Genomic DNA, 18,061 nt, shown 5'->3' on the forward strand with positions numbered 1-18,061 from the left:
TTATGGCTGATTATCAGGGTAAAAAAGTAGTCATTATCGGGCTGGGGCTAACCGGCCTTTCCTGCGTTGATTTCTTTATGGCGCGTGGTGTTACGCCGCGTGTGATGGATACCCGTATTAATCCGCCAGGCCTGGATAAATTGCCTGAAAGCGTTGAGCGCCATGTCGGCGATCTTAATCAGCAGTGGTTATTAGATGCAGATTTGATTGTGGCCAGCCCAGGCATTGCGCTGGCACATCCTGCCTTGAATGACGCAGCCGAGGCCGGTGTCGAGATTGTCGGCGATATCGAGCTGTTCTGCCGTGAGAATCAGGCGCCTGTAGTGGCGATTACCGGCTCTAACGGTAAAAGCACGGTGACCACGCTGGTGGGCGAGATGGCTAAAGCGGCGGGCTGGCAGGTAGGCGTCGGTGGCAATATCGGTGTTCCGGCACTGACGTTATTGAGACAAGAAAACCAACTGGTAGTACTAGAGCTGTCGAGCTTCCAGTTGGAAACCACCTCAAGCTTGCATGCCAGTGCGGCCACCATCTTGAACGTAACAGAAGATCATACTGACCGTTATCCGTTCGGTTTGCAGCAATATCGCGCAGCTAAACTGCGAGTTTATGAAAACGCTAAAGTCTGTGTTGTGAATGCCGATGACGCGCTTACCATGCCGGTGCGTGGCGCTGATAGCCGCTGTATTAGCTTTGGTGTGGATGTGGGTGACTACCATCTGAATAAGCAGCAGGGAGAAATCTGGCTGCGGGTTCGGGGTGAAAAAGTCTTGAATACCCGCGAAATGAAATTGACCGGTCGCCATAACTATACCAATGCGTTGGCAGCACTGGCACTGGCTGATGCCGTAGGGATTCCCCGTTCGTCAAGTTTGAAAGCATTGACCACATTTACCGGCTTATCACACCGCTTCCAACTGGTGTTTGAGCACAACGGCGTGCGTTGGATTAATGACTCTAAAGCAACCAATGTGGGCAGTACGGAAGCAGCGTTGGATGGCATACAGGTTGAAGGCACCTTGCATTTATTGCTGGGGGGCGACGGTAAATCCGCTGATTTCTCAGGGTTGACGCGTTTTCTGCAAGGCGACCATATCAAAGTTTACTGTTTTGGCCGTGATGGTGAGCAACTGGCTGAACTGCGGCCCGAAGTCTCTCAGCTTACCGAGACAATGGAACAGGCCATGGTACTGCTGGCGAAGAGCTTGGCTCCGGGGGATATGGTGTTGCTGTCTCCTGCTTGCGCCAGTTTGGACCAATTCCGCAGTTTTGAGCAACGTGGTGATGAGTTTGCTCGCCTGGCAGAGGAGTTGGGCTGATGCGGATGCCGGGGCTGGGGCTGTTTAATACCGTAAAACACTTTGTGATGGGATCGCGGGAGAGCGATACCACCAGCATGGTGCTTTACGACAGAACCTTGCTGTGGCTGACATTTGGTTTGGCGATTATCGGTTTTGTGATGGTGACATCGGCATCAATGCCGATTGGTCAGCGTCTGGCCAGTGACCCCTTCCTGTTTGCCAAGCGTGATGCCCTCTATCTGGCGCTGGCATTTGGTTTGTCGCTGGTGACATTACGTATCCCGATGGCGGTTTGGCAGCGCTATAGCAACATTATGCTGCTGATTTCGATAGTGATGCTGCTGGTGGTATTGGTGGTGGGTAGCTCGGTAAACGGGGCGTCACGCTGGATTTCACTGGGGCCGCTACGTATTCAGCCTGCGGAATTATCCAAGCTGTCACTGTTTTGTTATCTGGCCAGCTATCTGGTGCGCAAGGTTGAAGAGGTTCGCAGTAACTTCTGGGGCTTTTGCAAACCGATGGGGGTCATGGTCATTCTGGCGGTGTTACTGCTGGCACAGCCCGATCTAGGCACGGTGGTAGTGCTGTTTATTACTACCCTGGCGATGCTGTTTCTGGCTGGCGCGAAAATGTGGCAGTTTTTGGCGATTATCGGCTCTGGTGTGTTTGCGGTTTGTCTGCTGATTGTTGCTGAACCCTACCGTATGCGCCGTGTGACATCCTTCTGGAATCCATGGGCTGATCCGTTCGGCAGTGGCTATCAGTTAACCCAGTCACTGATGGCTTTTGGCCGAGGTGAATTCTGGGGGCAAGGCTTAGGGAACTCAGTGCAGAAACTGGAGTATTTGCCGGAAGCGCACACTGACTTTATTTTCTCGATTTTAGGCGAGGAACTGGGGTATTTCGGTGTGGTTCTGGCACTGTTAATGGTATTCTTCGTCGCTTTTCGTGCTATGTCCATCGGGCGTCGCGCATTAGAGATAGATCAGCGGTTTTCTGGCTTTTTGGCTTGCTCAATCGGCGTCTGGTTTAGTTTTCAGGCACTGGTTAACGTTGGGGCTGCTGCCGGGATGTTGCCGACCAAAGGTTTGACATTGCCACTGATCAGTTACGGTGGTTCGAGCCTGATTATTATGTCAACGGCAATTGTGCTGTTGTTACGTATTGATTTTGAAACACGTCTGGCAAAAGCCCAGGCGTTTGTAAGGAGTGCCCGATGAGTGGCAAGACCAAGCGTTTAATGGTGATGGCGGGTGGCACAGGGGGGCATGTCTTCCCCGGATTGGCCGTGGCACATCATCTGATGGCGCAAGGCTGGCAGGTGCGTTGGCTCGGCACCGCAGACCGAATGGAAGCGTCATTGGTACCTCAAAATGGCATTGAGATCGATTTCATCCAGATTTCTGGTTTACGCGGCAAGGGGCTGATGGCCCAACTGATGGCACCAGTGCGGATTTATCGCGCGGTGCGTCAGGCCAAGAAAATCATGCGTGATTACCAGCCGGATGTAGTGCTGGGCATGGGCGGTTATGTTTCCGGGCCCGGTGGTTTGGCCGCATGGCTGTGCGGTATTCCAGTGGTGTTGCATGAGCAGAATGGCATCGCGGGTCTGACTAATCGCTGGCTGGCCAGAATTGCTAAAAAGGTGTTACAGGCCTTCCCCGGCGCATTCCCAAATGCAGATGTTGTTGGTAATCCGGTTCGTACCGATGTTCTTGCGCTGCCATTGCCGGCGCAACGTTTGGTAGGCCGTGAAGGGCCGATTCGTGTATTGGTTATCGGTGGTAGCCAAGGTGCGCGGGTGCTAAATCAGACGATGCCGCAGGTTGCCGCACTGTTGGGTGAGAAAATCACGCTGTGGCATCAGGTAGGTAAAGGCGCATTGCCAGAAGTATTACAGGCATACCAGCAAGTAGGGCAGGGTGGCGATAAGCACCAAATTACTGAGTTTATCGACGATATGGCAGCCGCTTATAGTTGGGCCGATGTCGTGGTGTGTCGTTCGGGCGCATTGACGGTCAGTGAAGTTGCCGCCGCAGGTTTACCCGCGATTTTTGTGCCGTTTCAGCATAAAGATCGGCAGCAATATTGGAATGCATTGCCGCTGGAAAAGGCCGGTGCGGCCAAAATTATCGAACAACCGCAATTTAGCGCCGAGGCGGTCAGCAGCCTATTGGAACAGTGGGATCGAGCAACCTTACTGACCATGGCAGAACGGGCAAGGTCCGTGGCTATCCCGGATGCCACTGAGCGCGTAGCCGCCGAAGTGGTCGCGGCCAGTAAGTAATAGTAAAAACAGATAATGAACAGCGGGCAGTTAGGTTAATGCGGGCTGTGAATATGCAACAGACAAAAAAGTGAAGAGAAACGTGAATACACAACAACTGGCGAAACTACGAACTATCGTGCCCGAGATGCGTCGCGTCCGGCACATTCACTTTGTTGGCATCGGTGGTGCTGGCATGGGTGGTATCGCTGAAGTGTTGGCTAACGAAGGTTATCAGATTAGCGGTTCAGATTTGGCACCTAACCCGGTCACCCAGCATTTGACTTCTTTGGGCGCACAGATTTATTTCCATCACCGTCCTGAAAACGTTCTGGACGCCAGTGTGGTCGTGGTTTCAACCGCAATCTCTGCGGATAATCCAGAGATTGTTGCAGCTCGCGAGGCGCGTATTCCGGTGATCCGCCGCGCAGAAATGCTGGCAGAGTTGATGCGTTTCCGTCATGGGATTGCGGTTGCGGGCACCCACGGCAAAACCACCACCACGGCAATGGTTTCCAGTATCTATGCTGAAGCCGGTCTGGATCCAACCTTTGTTAACGGCGGGTTGGTGAAAGCGGCAGGTACCCATGCTCGTCTTGGGTCCAGCCGTTACCTGATAGCGGAAGCCGATGAAAGTGATGCGTCATTTTTGCATCTGCAACCGATGGTGGCGATTGTCACGAATATCGAAGCCGACCATATGGATACTTATCAGGGCGACTTTGAGAACTTAAAACAGACGTTTATTAACTTTTTGCATAACTTGCCATTCTATGGCCGTGCAGTGATGTGTATTGACGATCCTGTGGTGCGCGAGTTGCTACCACGGGTAGGCCGCCACATTACCACCTACGGTTTCAGTGATGACGCTGATGTGCAGATAGCCAGCTACCGGCAGGAAGGCCCACAGGGGCACTTCACGCTCAAACGCTTGGATAAGCCATTGATGACGGTGACGTTGAATGCGCCGGGTCGTCACAATGCGCTAAATGCAGCGGCGGCGGTTGCCGTGGCGACAGAAGAAGGTATCGAAGACGAGGATATTCTGCGTGCGTTGGTAGGGTTCCAGGGGACTGGCCGCCGCTTTGATTTCCTCGGCAACTTCCCGCTGATGCCGGTCAATGGCAAAGAAGGCAGTGCGATGCTGGTTGATGACTACGGCCATCATCCAACTGAAGTGGATGCCACCATCAAAGCTGCGCGCGCGGGTTGGCCGGATAAGCGCATCGTGATGGTCTTCCAGCCGCACCGTTATACCCGTACCCGTGACCTGTACGACGACTTCGCCAATGTGTTATCGCAGGTTGATGTCCTACTGATGTTGGATGTGTACGCTGCCGGTGAACCGCCGATCCCAGGGGCTGATAGCCGCTCGTTGTGCCGTACCATCCGTAATCGTGGCAAGTTAGACCCAATTTTGGTTTCAGACAGTGAAACCGTACCGGAAGTATTGGCGCAAGTGCTGAATGGCGATGACCTGATTCTGGTTCAGGGCGCAGGTAACATTGGTAAAATTGCTCGTAAATTGGCTGATATTAAATTGCAGCCACAGACAAAAGATGAGGAACATCATGGCTGAGAAAGTCGCAGTACTGCTAGGTGGTACCTCCGCTGAACGTGAAGTGTCATTGCTATCAGGTCAGGCGGTATTAGCGGGCTTGAGAGAAGCGGGTATCGATGCCCATGGGATAGATACCAAAGACTTCCCAGTGACTCAGCTTAAAGAACAGGGCTTTGATAAGGTCTTTATCGCCTTACACGGTCGTGGTGGCGAAGATGGCACCCTGCAAGGGGTGTTGGAGTTCCTGCAACTGCCTTATACCGGCAGCGGCGTGATGGCATCAGCCCTGACGATGGACAAATTACGCACCAAATTGGTGTGGCAAGCCTCAGGTTTACCGATTTCACCGTATATCGCGTTGAATCGTCAACAGTTTGAAACACTTTCGTCAGTGGAATTAATGGCAGGTGTCGCTAAGCTTGGCCTGCCATTAATTGTGAAGCCAAGCCACGAAGGCTCCAGTGTTGGCATGAGCAAGGTTGATCAGGCCGATCAATTGCACGGTGCCTTGGAAGAAGCCTTCCGCCACGACAGTGATGTGCTGATAGAAAAATGGTTGAGTGGCCCGGAATATACCGTCGCGATCCTCGGAGACAACGTTTTACCGTCAATCCGTATTCAGGCGCCTGGTGTGTTCTATGATTATGAAGCCAAGTATCTTTCTGATGAGACACAGTATTTTTGTCCAAGTGGCTTAAGTGATGAGCTGGAACAGCAGTTAGCAACACTGTCATTGCAGGCTTACCAGGCGCTGGGTTGCAGTGGTTGGGGCCGGGTTGATGTCATGCAAGACAGTGACGGCAATTTCTACCTACTTGAAGTGAACACTTCACCGGGTATGACCAGCCACAGTTTAGTGCCGATGGCAGCCCGCCAGTCTGGGTTGAGTTTCTCCCAGTTAGTGGCGCGAATTCTGACGTTGGCTGACTGATATGTCGCAAGCTGCCCTGAATGCGCGCGAACGTGCGGCGGAAAACAGCGTAGCCCGGCGCAGTAACGGAGGCCAATTAGCAGGTCTAATTTTCCTGCTGATGGTTTTGGGTACCATGCTCTGGGGTGGGTGGGTCGTTGTGGGGTGGATGAAAGATGCCAGCCGATTACCACTGTCAAAATTGGTGGTGACTGGTGAGCGCCATTACACCACTAACGATGATATCCGCCAGGCAATTCTGGCATTGGGTGCACCGGGTACTTTTATGACGCAGGATGTGAACATCATCCAACAGCAGATTGAAAGGTTGCCATGGATTCAGCAGGCCAGTGTGCGTAAACAGTGGCCGGATGAGCTGAAAATCCATCTGGTGGAGTATGTGCCTTTTGCCCGCTGGAATGATTTACATATGGTCGATGAGCAAGGGCGGTCATTTAGTGTGCCATCCGAGCGGGTCGGCAAACAGAAATTGCCATTACTGTATGGCCCGGAAGGCAGTGAACAGGATGTTCTGGAAGGCTACCGGGCAATAAATAAGGTGTTAGCGGCCAATAAATATCAGCTAAAAATGGTGGCAATGAGCGCCAGGCATTCTTGGCAGTTGGCCTTAGATAATGATGTTCGGCTGGAGCTGGGACGGGATGACCGGATGGGGCGTTTGCAACGTTTCATCGAGTTATATCCGATGTTGCAACAGCAGCCAGATAAACGAGTCAGTTATGTTGATTTGCGATATGAGACAGGGGCTGCAATAGGTTGGGCTCCAGTATTTATCGACAGTCAGGGTGGTGAGCCACCAATAAATGGCCAGCAGAACAGTAATCCGCAACAGAATCAGGCACAGGCAAAACAACAATGATCAAGTCGACGGACAGAAAACTGGTAGTAGGTCTTGAGATCGGCACGGCAAAGGTCTCCGCATTGGTAGGGGAAGTTCTGCCCGATGGCATGGTCAATATTATTGGGGTCGGCAGTTGCCCATCCCGTGGCATGGATAAGGGTGGAGTTAATGATCTTGAATCGGTAGTGAAATGCGTGCAGCGCGCTATCGATCAGGCGGAGTTAATGGCGGATTGCCAAATTTCATCTGTTTATTTGGCTTTATCGGGTAAACATATCAGTTGTCAGAATGAAATAGGGATGGTTCCTATTTCAGAAGAAGAAGTAACTCAGGAAGATGTAGAGAACGTAGTGCATACCGCGAAGTCGGTGCGTGTGCGTGATGAGCATCGTATCCTGCACGTTATTCCACAGGAATATGCCATCGATTATCAGGAAGGAATCAAAAACCCTGTTGGTCTGTCTGGCGTGCGGATGCAGGCTAAAGTGCACCTGATTACCTGCCATAACGATATGGCGAAGAATATTGTTAAAGCGGTGGAGCGTTGTGGTCTGAAAGTGGACCAACTGATTTTCGCCGGTTTGGCAGCAAGTTATGCAGTATTGACTGAAGATGAGCGTGAGCTGGGTGTCTGTGTCGTTGACATCGGCGGTGGCACCATGGATATGGCGGTTTATACCGGTGGCGCGTTACGGCACACCAAAGTTATCCCTTACGCCGGGAATGTGGTCACCAGCGACATAGCTTATGCTTTTGGTACGCCGCCTACAGATGCGGAAGCGATTAAAGTTCGGCACGGCTGTGCGCTCGGGTCGATAGTCAGCAAGGACGAAAGTGTAGAAGTGCCAAGTGTTGGCGGACGCCCTCCCCGTAGTCTGCAAAGACAGACGCTCGCTGAGGTTATAGAACCACGCTACACCGAGTTGCTGAATTTAGTTAATGACGAGATTTTACAATTGCAGGAGCAGTTGCGTCAGCAAGGCGTGAAGCATCATCTGGCAGCCGGTATCGTGCTGACTGGCGGTGCTGCACAAATTGATGGGCTGGCTGAATGCGCACAACGGGTGTTCCATGCCCAGGTTCGTATCGGTCAACCGCTCAATATCACCGGGCTGACGGATTATGCACAGGAACCTTATTACTCCACTGCTGTTGGGTTATTGCATTACGGTAAAGAATCTCATCTCAGTGGTGAGTCAGAAGTAGAAAAACGTGCCTCAGTGGGCAATTGGTTTAAACGTATCAATAGCTGGCTGAGAAAAGAGTTTTAATGTTTCAACAAAGAGATCATGCTGAACATATTTTTTGATCTCGAAGCGACAGGCACAAAACGGAGAGAAACTATGTTTGAACCTATGGAACTAACCAATGACGCGGTGATTAAAGTCATCGGCGTCGGTGGTGGCGGTGGTAATGCCGTCGAACACATGGTGCGCGAGCGCATCGAAGGTGTTGAATTCTTCGCCGTTAATACAGACGCTCAGGCGCTACGTAAGACGGCTGTTGGCCAAACCATCCAAATTGGTAGCGGTATTACCAAAGGTTTGGGTGCTGGCGCGAACCCAGAAGTGGGCCGTAATTCAGCCGAAGAAGACCGTGAAGCACTGCGTGCGGCTCTTGAAGGCGCGGACATGGTCTTTATCGCCGCAGGTATGGGTGGTGGTACCGGTACTGGTGCTGCTCCTGTTGTTGCCGAAGTGGCAAAAGAACTGGGTATTCTGACAGTCGCCGTGGTTACCAAGCCTTTCAACTTCGAAGGCAAGAAGCGCATGGCATTTGCTGAGCAGGGTATTGCTGAGTTGTCCAAGCATGTGGACTCACTGATCACTATCCCGAATGACAAATTATTGAAAGTTCTGGGTCGTGGCATTTCTTTACTGGATGCATTCGGTGCAGCTAACGACGTGTTAAAAGGTGCTGTTCAGGGGATCGCCGAACTGATTACCCGCCCAGGCCTGATGAACGTTGACTTTGCCGACGTGCGCACCGTGATGTCCGAAATGGGTTATGCCATGATGGGTTCTGGTGTGGCTTGTGGTGAAGACCGTGCAGAAGAAGCAGCAGAAATGGCTATCTCCAGCCCGTTGTTGGAAGATATCGACCTGTCTGGTGCCCGTGGTGTGTTGGTTAACATCACTGCTGGTTTCGATTTGCGTTTGGATGAATTCGAAACCGTGGGTAATACTATCCGTGCATTCGCGTCCGACAATGCCACCGTTGTTATCGGTACATCGTTAGACCCGGAAATGAACGACGAACTGCGCGTAACTGTTGTTGCGACCGGTATCGGTATGGATAAACGCCCAGAAATTACGTTGGTTACCAACAAGCAGACTCAGCCTGTAATGGACCATCGTTACCAGCAGCATGGCATGTCACCTTTACCTCAGGAAGTTAAACCTGCGGCTAAAGTGGTCAATGACCCTACTGCTCAAACCAATAAAGAGCCCGATTATTTGGATATCCCGGCATTTTTGCGCAAGCAAGCCGATTAATTTTCGAATATTTGGAATCTCCGCTCTTTGTGCTAAACTGTCCCACCGACCTTGTTATAAACTTGGTCGGTAGGATGGATAACATTGCGAGATAAAACGATGATCAAACAAAGGACTTTAAAACGTATTGTTCAGGCAACTGGCGTCGGTTTGCACACCGGTAAGAAAGTCACGCTGACAATGCGACCCGCGCCGGCTAATACCGGGGTCATCTATCGTCGCACTGACTTGAATCCACCGGTTGATTTTCCGGCAGATGCAAAATCCGTGCGTGATACCATGCTCTGTACTTGCCTGGTCAATGAGCATGACGTGCGTATTTCTACTGTTGAGCATCTCAACGCTGCTTTGGCAGGGTTAGGGATTGATAACATTATTATTGAAGTTAACGCTCCCGAAGTGCCGATTATGGACGGTAGTGCCAGTCCATTCGTGTACTTGCTGCTGGATGCCGGTATCGAAGAGTTAAACTCTGCGAAGAAATTCCTGCGTCTGAAAGAGACTGTACGGGTTGAAGACGGTGATAAGTGGGCTGAATTGTCTCCATTCAATGGATTCCGTTTAGATTTTACCATTGATTTTAATCATCCGGCGATTGACTCAAGTACTCAGCGTTACCGTCTGGATTTCTCGGCCGATTCATTCGTCCGTCAAATCAGCCGTGCGCGTACTTTTGGTTTCATGCGTGATATCGAATATCTACAGTCCCGTGGTTTGTGCCTGGGCGGTAGTTTCGATTGTGCCATTGTGGTAGATGATTACCGCGTGCTTAATGAAGATGGCTTGCGCTTTGAAGATGAGTTTGTTCGTCACAAAATGCTGGACGCGATTGGCGACCTGTTTATGTGTGGCCATAATATTATTGGCGCATTCACTGCGTTTAAATCGGGCCATGCCTTAAATAACAAGTTGTTGCAGGCTGTTCTAGCTAAGCAAGAAGCTTGGGAATTTGTGACGTTCCAAGACGAAGCTGAAATGCCACTGGCATTCAAAGCTCCGTCTACAGTATTAGCTTACTAAGTACTTTTATACCCAAAGTCATTGGCATTACAGCTAGCTAACCTCGCTGTAAGTGCAAAGGGTAAAGCTACTTATCACTTTTGGTTGCGTTGGCACTCTCTCCGGCCAACGCAGCCAATCGTTCCAATATTATTCTAAGTTTTTCAGGGCTACGGCTCGCTAATCCTCTTAATTCCTTAGCACTTTCCAAACTTAGATGACGTAATGGCGGCGATTTGTCAGGATCTTGCGCTGATTTTGCCGCATCTTGCGTAATGTTATGGCCTTGGGCCATTAACGACGGATTAATCCTGATGTCGATTGAAGACAATGATGGTAGAATTTGCGCTCGTAGTGCAGAGAGCAGCGCGGGTTGTTCATAACGTAAGCGCATTAACCAGCTAGCGTTCGCGGTCTCTAGCACTAAAACACTCTGTCGATAGTTAGCGACACGGCACCACGGCTGCATTTGTGAAGGGAGCAATCCTTTTACCGCACGGTTCAGTTTTAACAGTGCAGTAGCGCGTTGTTGTACGTTATGTAGCGGTCCGTTTTCTGCTGCAATGGCATCGTCGAACAGAACATCTAATAATTGTGGGCGGTTTTCACGCATTGACAAGGCTCCGGCGGATTTTAAACTTGTGATCGGTATTCTAAATCGTTGGCGACAATTTGGCAGACGTTATTTCTGGCCGCATCTCTTGTTAGGGATGGTAGCGGCGAGTCTTGGCGTGCCATCAAACCTGTCTGGCGTTCCAGACCAAACTGCAATACCGAACACATCATCAAGCCAAAGCCGTCAGAATTACGGTGTGACAAACTTTAACAGTTTGGCATTGTTGCATGATATGCATCGCCGTCCTTCATTCAGCGTAGACTACTGGCAACAGCATGCACTGCGCACGGTTATTCGTCACCTCTCATTTGCATTGGCACCTCAGGTCGCTTATGCGCGGGTGCAAGAAGTTGCCGCAGTCGAGCAAGCTGAACCATCACAAATTCAGCAACTTGCACTGTTGGATACCCTCAATGCACTGCTAACACACGAGTTTAAGCCACCGGCTATCATTCGTTACACCGAGCAAGTTAAGCGGCCTGTTCTTTCGTTACACAAACCTGGACTCTGGCTTGCACAAGTGCAAGGCATTCGTGCCGGGCCTACTATCCTATACCTTAAATAATTCGAGTTGCAGGAAGGCGGCAAGCGAGAAAATCTCGATGAGCTTACATAAGTAAGTGATTCGGGTGATTGAATGTAGCCAACGCACATGCAGCTTGAAGTATGACGGGTATAAGCTAATTATTCTCTTGGTTTACCTCAATTTTATACAACCTTTGGCCGCCGGTTTGGTGGTCTTGTAAGAGATATTAAGAATCATGCTAATCAAATTATTAACCAAAGTCTTTGGCAGCCGTAACGATCGTACTCTACGCCGTATGCGCAAAGTGGTTGATCAAATCAGCCGTATGGAGCCAGAAATTGAAAAACTGACCGATGCTGAGTTGCGTGCCAAAACAGATGAATTCCGCGAGCGTCTGGCAAAAGGCGCTGTGCTGGAAACCTTGATTCCTGAAGCTTTTGCGGTAGTTCGCGAATCAAGTAAACGCGTATTTGGCATGCGTCACTTCGACGTGCAGTTGCTGGGCGGTATGGTACTGAATGAGCGTTGCATCGCAGAAATGCGTACTGGTGAAGGTAAAACCCTGACTGCAACCCTGCCAGCTTACCTGAATGCGCTGAGTGGCCGTGGCGTTCACGTAGTTACCGTCAACGACTATTTGGCTCAACGTGACGCCGAAAATAACCGTCCATTGTTCGAATTCCTCGGTCTGAGCGTTGGTATCAACCTGCCGAATATGGCTGCACCCGCTAAGCGTGCTGCTTATGCTGCTGACATCACTTACGGTACTAACAACGAATACGGTTTTGACTATCTGCGCGATAACATGGCATTCAGCCCGGAAGAGCGTGTGCAGCGTAAATTGCACTATGCACTGGTGGATGAGGTTGACTCCATCTTGATCGATGAGGCTCGTACCCCGCTGATTATCTCTGGCCCGGCGGAAGACAGTTCCGAGATGTATATTCGGGTTAATAAACTGATTCCAAAACTGATTCGTCAGGAAAAAGAAGACTCAGACACCTTCCAGGGTGAAGGTCACTTCTCGGTAGATGAAAAATCACGTCAGGTTCACTTAACCGAACGTGGCCTGATTCTGATTGAGCAAATGTTAGTGGAAGCGGGCATCATGGAAGAAGGTGAGTCGCTGTACTCTCCAACCAACATTATGCTGATGCACCACGTCACGGCCGCGCTACGCGCCCATGTGCTGTTTGCCCGTGATGTTGACTACATTGTGAAAGATGGTGAAGTTATCATCGTCGACGAACACACCGGCCGTACCATGCAAGGGCGTCGTTGGTCAGATGGCCTGCATCAGGCTGTTGAAGCCAAAGAAGGCGTGGAAATCCAGAACGAAAACCAAACACTGGCTTCCATTACCTTCCAGAACTATTTCCGCCTTTATGAAAAATTGGCCGGTATGACCGGTACGGCGGATACCGAAGCATTTGAATTTAGCTCAATCTACAAGCTTGATACTATTGTTGTACCTACTAACCGCCCAATGATTCGTAAGGATTTAGCTGATTTGGTCTATATGACCGAGCAGGAAAAGATTGGTGCGATTATCGAAGATATCCGTGAGCGTACAGCGAACGGTCAGCCAGTATTGGTTGGTACTATCTCAATTGAGAAGTCCGAAGTGGTATCGGCTGAATTGACCAAAGCGGGCATTGAGCACAAAGTTCTGAACGCTAAGTTCCATGCCATGGAAGCAGAAATAGTCTCCCAGGCGGGTCAACCCGGTGCGGTAACTATCGCTACCAACATGGCAGGTCGTGGTACCGATATCGTGTTGGGTGGTAGCTGGCAGAGTGAGATTGCTTTGCTGGAAGATCCGACTGAAGATCAAATCGCCGCCATTAAGGCCGCCTGGCAGATTCGCCATGATGCGGTGCTGGCATCAGGTGGCTTGCACATTATTGGTACCGAACGTCATGAGTCACGTCGTATCGATAACCAGTTACGTGGTCGTGCGGGTCGTCAGGGTGATGCCGGTTCTTCACGCTTCTACTTGTCAATGGAAGATGCCTTGATGCGTATTTTTGCCTCTGACCGTGTGTCTGGCATGATGCGTAAATTGGGGATGAAACCGGGCGAAGCCATTGAACATCCATGGGTGACGAAGGCCATTGCTAACGCACAGCGTAAAGTTGAAAGCCGTAACTTTGATATTCGTAAGCAACTGCTTGAATATGATGATGTCGCCAGTGATCAGCGTCGTGCCATCTACAGCCAGCGTAATGAATTGCTGGATGTATCTGACGTTAGTGAAACTATTAACAGCATCCGTGAAGACGTATTCAAAACAGTTATCGACAGCTACATTCCAACCCAGTCACTGGAAGAAATGTGGGATGTTGAAGGCCTTGAACTGCGCCTGAAAAATGATTTCGACTTGGATATGCCAATTGCACAATGGTTGCAAGATGAGCCACAACTGCATGAAGAAACGTTACGTGAGCGCATTCTTCAACAAGCGATTGAGGTGTATCACCGCAAAGAAGAAGTTGTTGGCATCGATATGATGCGTAACTTCGAAAAAGGCGTGATGCTACAAACACTCGACTCCTTGTGGAAAGAGCACTTGGCTGCAATGGATTATCTGCGTCAGGGGATTCATTTACGTGGCTATGCGCAAAAAGATCCTAAACAGGAATATAAGCGCGAATCTTTCGCCATGTTCGCTGCCATGTTGGAATCACTAAAATATGAAGTGATCAGTGTGCTGAGCAAAGTACAAGTGCGGATGCCAGAAGAGGTAGAAGCGCTGGAAGTACAACGTCGTGAAGAAGCCGAGCGTTTGGCGAAACAGCAGCAACTAAGCCATCAGTCTGACAACAGTGCTTTGATGTCAAAGGATGAAGTCAATGTTGCCGCTAGCCTTGAGCGTAAAGTGGGTCGTAATGATCCGTGCCCATGTGGTTCAGGCAAAAAATATAAACAGTGTCATGGCAGCCTACAGTAATACTTTAGGCCATTGGTGATACTGAAAATGAGGGCGGCTTAAAAACCGCCCTTTATTTTAGTTTTTTTGTCGTTCTTTTTAGAACAGATACCAAGAGGCCACATAACTTACTGTTTATGCTCTGATCAGGAGAAAGAGAATTGAAACATTTACAGATCGCGGTAGGGATTATCCGCAACTCCCAGCAGGAGATTTTTATTACTCAACGCGCTGCTGATTCTCATATGGCAGGTTTTTGGGAGTTTCCCGGTGGCAAGGTTGAGCAGGGTGAAACAGCTGAGCTTGCTTTAAAACGTGAGCTATCAGAAGAAGTAGGGATCGTGGTACAAGAGGCTGTTTTACTCAACGTCTTGGAGCATACTTTTACCGATCGTATCGTGACATTAAGTTTCTATATGGTTGAAGCGTGGGATGGTGAACCTTTTGGCCGTGAAGGGCAGCCCATTCGTTGGGTAAGGCAATCCGAATTGGTTGCCGAGGAGTTTCCACCAGCGAATGCCGCAATCATTGCATTACTCACCAGATAACCCCATATTATTTATTAATAAAATTGTAATGAATACAATGGGAAGGGAGCAAAACACGGTTGCTCCCCAATGATATGCGCATCAATGCGTTGGGGGTTCTTCCTCACTCCATTCATCACTGTCAGATAACTCGCCATGGCTTGAAATACGCTTTTCTTCATCAGCCCACTCGCCTAGGTCGATCAGTTGACAGCGTTTACAGCAGAAAGGGCGATATGGGCTTTGCTCTCCCCAGATAACGATTTTCCTACAGGTAGGGCAGTTAACTTTGATTTCTTCTAAGTCCATATTCTCTCCTTAAAAACCAACTGATTGATTGCCACATCAGCAGCAGGCTAATTCAAACGATAAACGGGCCGGAACGGTACCATTTTCACTGTCGAGCGGTAAAAAGCGAATAGCATACCGTGTTTTATGACCAGAAATTTGTGGGTATAGTTGTGGGTCTAATGGCAAGCGCAGTCGCAGTAGATCAGCACCTTCGGCATTATCTTGAAAGAAACCATTCAAGCTGATTTGTGCCCGCAACGGACCCGACTGGCGAATTAAATCTAAAATGATGGTTAGAGACTGATTGAGTGGCGCTAAGCTTACCAGCAATTTATCAATATGTTGGTCACGCTGCGCCTGTGGTTGATGTAGCCAGGTATGTAACGTGGGTAAATCAAAGCTACAGTAGCCACCGGGAATACTAAGACGTTGGCGAACGACAGCGATTAAACGGTCTTCTTTTAATGATTGCCCGATACGTGGCGCGGACATTAATACTGTGGCATGGTTTTTTAGTTTACTGCGCAAGGAGTCCACTCGCGACATATCCACACCGGGTATATCAGCCCATTGCTGCAACTTTTGTTGTTGGCGCTCAAGCTCTTTAAGTAAATCAGTGCGGACTTCGCCGCGATCCAAAACTTCAATCAAATCGCATGCGGCGCGGAAAAACGTTAATGCAGTGGCAATATTATCTAATGAACGGTGGCTTTCTAATTGTTGTAATAAAAACTCTATTCTTAGCCAGGTACGCATTTTTTCATTTAGCGGATGTTCAAAAAGTATTGTTGAGGTGAGGTCACTCATTGGTGTAAATCCTGTTGGGCCACGGCTGCCAATATTAAATACTGCTGGTGTAATGAAGCAACTTGCGAAGCGATAATGGATGGATCGCCGCTATTGTCAATAATGTCATCGGCACAGGCCAGCCGTTGCTGCCGCGAAACCTGTGACGCTAAAATATGTTCTGCCTGTTGGCGAGTAATACCATCTCTTGCCATCGTGCGCGTGAGTTGTATTTCAGGCGCTACATCTACCACTAACACACGATTAGCACGGTGCTGTAAACCATTTTCAAGCAACAAAGGAACAATCCAAAGTGCGTATGGTTTATCAATATCCGCTAATTGGCGCTCAGTTTCTTGCTGAATAAGTGGATGCAGCAATGAATTTAACCATGCTTTTTCCTGCGGCTCACTGAAAATTTTTGTGCGCAATGCACTCCGGTTTAATGAACCATCTGCTTGCAAAATAGAGTCGCCATAGCGGGATGCGATAGCCGCTAATGCTGGCATACCCAGTTCAACAACCTGGCGAGCGATAATGTCAGCATCAACAAGGGGCACCCCGAAGTTGGCGAATGCATCTGCTACGGTGCTTTTGCCGCTGCCAATCCCGCCAGTGAGAGCCACAATATAGGTCATTGCCTAGCCTTGTATACTGTCAGTGAGTGGTCGAATTGTATCTGAAAGCAGGTGGGAAGAGATAGTAAGGTATGCATTCTGTTTGAGCTACGTGGAAAAATAAATGAAGTGAGCGCGCAGATAAAAGCGCGGTTGCCTCTCTTCAAGTAATTTGTGGGATTATAGCGTAAATAAAGGTGGATTCGCAGTCTTGCCGTAGAATTATTCATGCGTATGATAGCTTCACTGGGATGGCGTGATTTACGCCCGATCACTTTTGCGATCTATCGCCACTAACCAGGAAATAATAAGCCATGCGTATTGAAGAAGGTTTGAAATTAGGTTTTAAAGATGTGTTAATCCGCCCTAAACGTTCCACACTGAAAAGCCGCTCTGAAGTAGAACTGGAACGCCAGTTTACCTTCAAACATTCAGGTTGGAATTGGTCTGGTGTACCTATCATCGCTGCTAATATGGATACTGTTGGCACCTTCCGCATGGCTGAAGTTTTGGCATCATTTGATGTACTTACCGCAGTTCATAAACACTATACGGTTGAACAATGGGCTGAGTTTGTAAAACGGGCTCCTGAATCTGTATTGCGCCATGTCATGGTGTCAACAGGGACTTCCTCTGCCGATTTCGACAAAATGAAGCAAATTCTGGCGTTATCTCCGACTCTGAAATTTATCTGTATCGATGTGGCTAATGGCTACTCTGAGCATTTTGTTTCCTTCCTGCAAAAAGCGCGCGAAGCCTGCCCGGACAAAGTGATTTGTGCCGGTAATGTAGTGACCGGCGAGATGGTAGAAGAGCTTATCCTTTCTGGTGCGGATATTGTTAAAGTGGGAATTGGCCCTGGCTCTGTCTGTACCACGCGAGTTAAGACCGGTGTTGGTTATCCACAGCTATCTGCTGTGATCGAGTGTGCCGATGCTGCCCACGGTTTAGGTGGGCAGATTGTCAGTGATGGCGGCTGCTCTGTACCGGGTGATGTGGCTAAAGCTTTCGGTGGTGGTGCTGATTTCGTCATGCTCGGTGGCATGCTGGCAGGGCATGATGAGTGTGAAGGCCGTGTGGTTGAAGAGAATGGCGAGAAATTTATGCTGTTCTACGGTATGAGTTCAGAGTCCGCCATGAAACGCCATGTTGGTGGTGTCGCTGAATATCGCGCCGCAGAAGGTAAAACTGTTAAACTGCCATTACGGGGTTCAGTTGATAACACGGTACGCGACATTATGGGTGGCTTGCGTTCTGCTTGTACCTACGTGGGTGCTTCGCATTTAAAAGAACTGACTAAGCGCACCACTTTTATCCGCGTTGCGGAGCAAGAAAACCGTGTATTCGGCAGTAACTGATTACTGATGTAAACAGG

The 18,061-nt window shown here is 49.5% G+C and carries 17 protein-coding genes; 13 read left to right on the forward strand and 4 right to left on the reverse strand.

Features of this window, described 5'->3' with window-relative positions:
* Nucleotides 1-2: 2 nt before the first annotated feature.
* The 9 genes from murD to lpxC all read left to right on the forward strand — a co-directional run bounded on the left by murD (nt 3) and on the right by lpxC (nt 10,415).
* Nucleotides 3-1,319 carry a UDP-N-acetylmuramoyl-L-alanine--D-glutamate ligase gene (gene murD / locus A6J67_RS07255; RefSeq protein ID WP_005181416.1) on the forward strand — a complete coding sequence of 439 codons (1,317 nt, stop codon included), beginning with the start codon at nt 3-5 and terminating at the stop codon, nt 1,317-1,319.
* Nucleotides 1,319-2,521 carry a cell division protein FtsW gene (gene ftsW, locus A6J67_RS07260; RefSeq protein ID WP_032905460.1) on the forward strand — a complete coding sequence of 401 codons (1,203 nt, stop codon included), beginning with the start codon at nt 1,319-1,321 and terminating at the stop codon, nt 2,519-2,521. Before murD ends, ftsW begins: the two co-directional genes overlap by 1 nt.
* Entirely contained in the window at nt 2,518-3,588 is a 1,071-nt protein-coding gene (gene murG, locus A6J67_RS07265) for an undecaprenyldiphospho-muramoylpentapeptide beta-N-acetylglucosaminyltransferase (RefSeq protein ID WP_050296837.1), read from the forward strand. Before ftsW ends, murG begins: the two co-directional genes overlap by 4 nt.
* Before the next feature lie 82 nt (nt 3,589-3,670).
* Complete coding sequence (gene murC / locus A6J67_RS07270; RefSeq protein WP_005181419.1) at nt 3,671-5,146, forward strand: UDP-N-acetylmuramate--L-alanine ligase; 1,476 nt, start codon at nt 3,671-3,673, stop codon at nt 5,144-5,146.
* Nucleotides 5,139-6,059 (forward strand): D-alanine--D-alanine ligase, encoded by a 921-nt coding sequence (locus A6J67_RS07275; protein WP_042568563.1) that lies wholly within the window; start codon nt 5,139-5,141, stop codon nt 6,057-6,059. Before murC ends, A6J67_RS07275 begins: the two co-directional genes overlap by 8 nt.
* Before the next feature lies 1 nt (nt 6,060).
* The gene (gene ftsQ, locus A6J67_RS07280) at nt 6,061-6,918 is read left to right on the forward strand and encodes a cell division protein FtsQ (protein WP_005181422.1); all 858 of its coding nucleotides are present in this window, start codon (nt 6,061-6,063) and stop codon (nt 6,916-6,918) included.
* On the forward strand, nt 6,915-8,171 hold the full coding sequence (gene ftsA, locus A6J67_RS07285; RefSeq protein ID WP_002210431.1) for a cell division protein FtsA: 1,257 nt from the start codon (nt 6,915-6,917) through the stop codon (nt 8,169-8,171). Before ftsQ ends, ftsA begins: the two co-directional genes overlap by 4 nt.
* 72 nt (nt 8,172-8,243) lie before the next feature.
* Nucleotides 8,244-9,395 (forward strand): cell division protein FtsZ, encoded by a 1,152-nt coding sequence (gene ftsZ, locus A6J67_RS07290; RefSeq protein WP_004389003.1) that lies wholly within the window; start codon nt 8,244-8,246, stop codon nt 9,393-9,395.
* A gap of 99 nt (nt 9,396-9,494) precedes the next feature.
* Nucleotides 9,495-10,415 (forward strand): UDP-3-O-acyl-N-acetylglucosamine deacetylase, encoded by a 921-nt coding sequence (gene lpxC / locus A6J67_RS07295; protein ID WP_005181431.1) that lies wholly within the window; start codon nt 9,495-9,497, stop codon nt 10,413-10,415.
* 67 nt (nt 10,416-10,482) lie between these two features.
* On the opposite strand, the gene A6J67_RS07300 is transcribed toward lpxC, so the two are convergent.
* Complete coding sequence (locus tag A6J67_RS07300; protein ID WP_005181434.1) at nt 10,483-11,007, reverse strand: DUF721 domain-containing protein; 525 nt, start codon at nt 11,005-11,007, stop codon at nt 10,483-10,485.
* Between the two features lie 28 nt (nt 11,008-11,035).
* Here A6J67_RS07300 and secM point away from each other — a divergent pair, with 28 nt between their 5' ends.
* The 3 genes from secM (at nt 11,036) to mutT (ending at nt 15,013) form a co-directional block, all read left to right on the forward strand.
* The gene (secM, locus tag A6J67_RS07305) at nt 11,036-11,575 is read left to right on the forward strand and encodes a secA translation cis-regulator SecM (RefSeq protein WP_005181437.1); all 540 of its coding nucleotides are present in this window, start codon (nt 11,036-11,038) and stop codon (nt 11,573-11,575) included.
* Between the two features lie 196 nt (nt 11,576-11,771).
* Entirely contained in the window at nt 11,772-14,486 is a 2,715-nt protein-coding gene (secA, locus tag A6J67_RS07315; protein WP_005181439.1) for a preprotein translocase subunit SecA, read from the forward strand.
* A 140-nt stretch (nt 14,487-14,626) separates the two neighbouring features.
* Nucleotides 14,627-15,013 (forward strand): 8-oxo-dGTP diphosphatase MutT, encoded by a 387-nt coding sequence (mutT, locus tag A6J67_RS07320; protein WP_005181440.1) that lies wholly within the window; start codon nt 14,627-14,629, stop codon nt 15,011-15,013.
* 81 nt (nt 15,014-15,094) lie between these two features.
* Here mutT and yacG read toward each other — a convergent pair whose 3' ends face one another.
* The 3 genes from yacG to coaE are packed head-to-tail and all read right to left on the reverse strand — an operon-like array spanning nt 15,095 to nt 16,707.
* Entirely contained in the window at nt 15,095-15,301 is a 207-nt protein-coding gene (yacG, locus tag A6J67_RS07325) for a DNA gyrase inhibitor YacG (protein ID WP_080608109.1), read from the reverse strand.
* A gap of 36 nt (nt 15,302-15,337) precedes the next feature.
* On the reverse strand, nt 15,338-16,090 hold the full coding sequence (gene zapD / locus A6J67_RS07330; protein WP_032905464.1) for a cell division protein ZapD: 753 nt from the start codon (nt 16,088-16,090) through the stop codon (nt 15,338-15,340).
* Nucleotides 16,087-16,707 carry a dephospho-CoA kinase gene (coaE, locus tag A6J67_RS07335; protein WP_042568562.1) on the reverse strand — a complete coding sequence of 207 codons (621 nt, stop codon included), beginning with the start codon at nt 16,705-16,707 and terminating at the stop codon, nt 16,087-16,089. Before coaE ends, zapD begins: the two co-directional genes overlap by 4 nt.
* Before the next feature lie 293 nt (nt 16,708-17,000).
* On the opposite strand from coaE, the gene A6J67_RS07345 reads away from it, so the two are divergent.
* The gene (locus tag A6J67_RS07345) at nt 17,001-18,044 is read left to right on the forward strand and encodes a GMP reductase (protein WP_005181452.1); all 1,044 of its coding nucleotides are present in this window, start codon (nt 17,001-17,003) and stop codon (nt 18,042-18,044) included.
* Nucleotides 18,045-18,061: the final 17 nt, after the last annotated feature.

Source organism: Yersinia sp. FDAARGOS_228 (genome assembly GCF_002073315.2).
Taxonomy (GTDB): Bacteria; Pseudomonadota; Gammaproteobacteria; order Enterobacterales; family Enterobacteriaceae; genus Yersinia; species Yersinia intermedia.

Coding starts and splice junctions, on each gene's coding strand:
- zapD (WP_032905464.1), bottom strand. CDS start 16,090: ATGAGTGACCTCACCTCAACAATACTTTTTGAACATCCGCTAAATGAA.
- ftsA (WP_002210431.1), top strand. CDS start 6,915: ATGATCAAGTCGACGGACAGAAAACTGGTAGTAGGTCTTGAGATCGGC.
- lpxC (WP_005181431.1), top strand. CDS start 9,495: ATGATCAAACAAAGGACTTTAAAACGTATTGTTCAGGCAACTGGCGTC.
- ftsZ (WP_004389003.1), top strand. CDS start 8,244: ATGTTTGAACCTATGGAACTAACCAATGACGCGGTGATTAAAGTCATC.
- ftsQ (WP_005181422.1), top strand. CDS start 6,061: ATGTCGCAAGCTGCCCTGAATGCGCGCGAACGTGCGGCGGAAAACAGC.
- coaE (WP_042568562.1), bottom strand. CDS start 16,707: ATGACCTATATTGTGGCTCTCACTGGCGGGATTGGCAGCGGCAAAAGC.
- ftsW (WP_032905460.1), top strand. CDS start 1,319: ATGCGGATGCCGGGGCTGGGGCTGTTTAATACCGTAAAACACTTTGTG.
- A6J67_RS07345 (WP_005181452.1), top strand. CDS start 17,001: ATGCGTATTGAAGAAGGTTTGAAATTAGGTTTTAAAGATGTGTTAATC.
- yacG (WP_080608109.1), bottom strand. CDS start 15,301: ATGGACTTAGAAGAAATCAAAGTTAACTGCCCTACCTGTAGGAAAATC.
- secA (WP_005181439.1), top strand. CDS start 11,772: ATGCTAATCAAATTATTAACCAAAGTCTTTGGCAGCCGTAACGATCGT.
- A6J67_RS07300 (WP_005181434.1), bottom strand. CDS start 11,007: ATGCGTGAAAACCGCCCACAATTATTAGATGTTCTGTTCGACGATGCC.
- murG (WP_050296837.1), top strand. CDS start 2,518: ATGAGTGGCAAGACCAAGCGTTTAATGGTGATGGCGGGTGGCACAGGG.
- murD (WP_005181416.1), top strand. CDS start 3: ATGGCTGATTATCAGGGTAAAAAAGTAGTCATTATCGGGCTGGGGCTA.
- A6J67_RS07275 (WP_042568563.1), top strand. CDS start 5,139: ATGGCTGAGAAAGTCGCAGTACTGCTAGGTGGTACCTCCGCTGAACGT.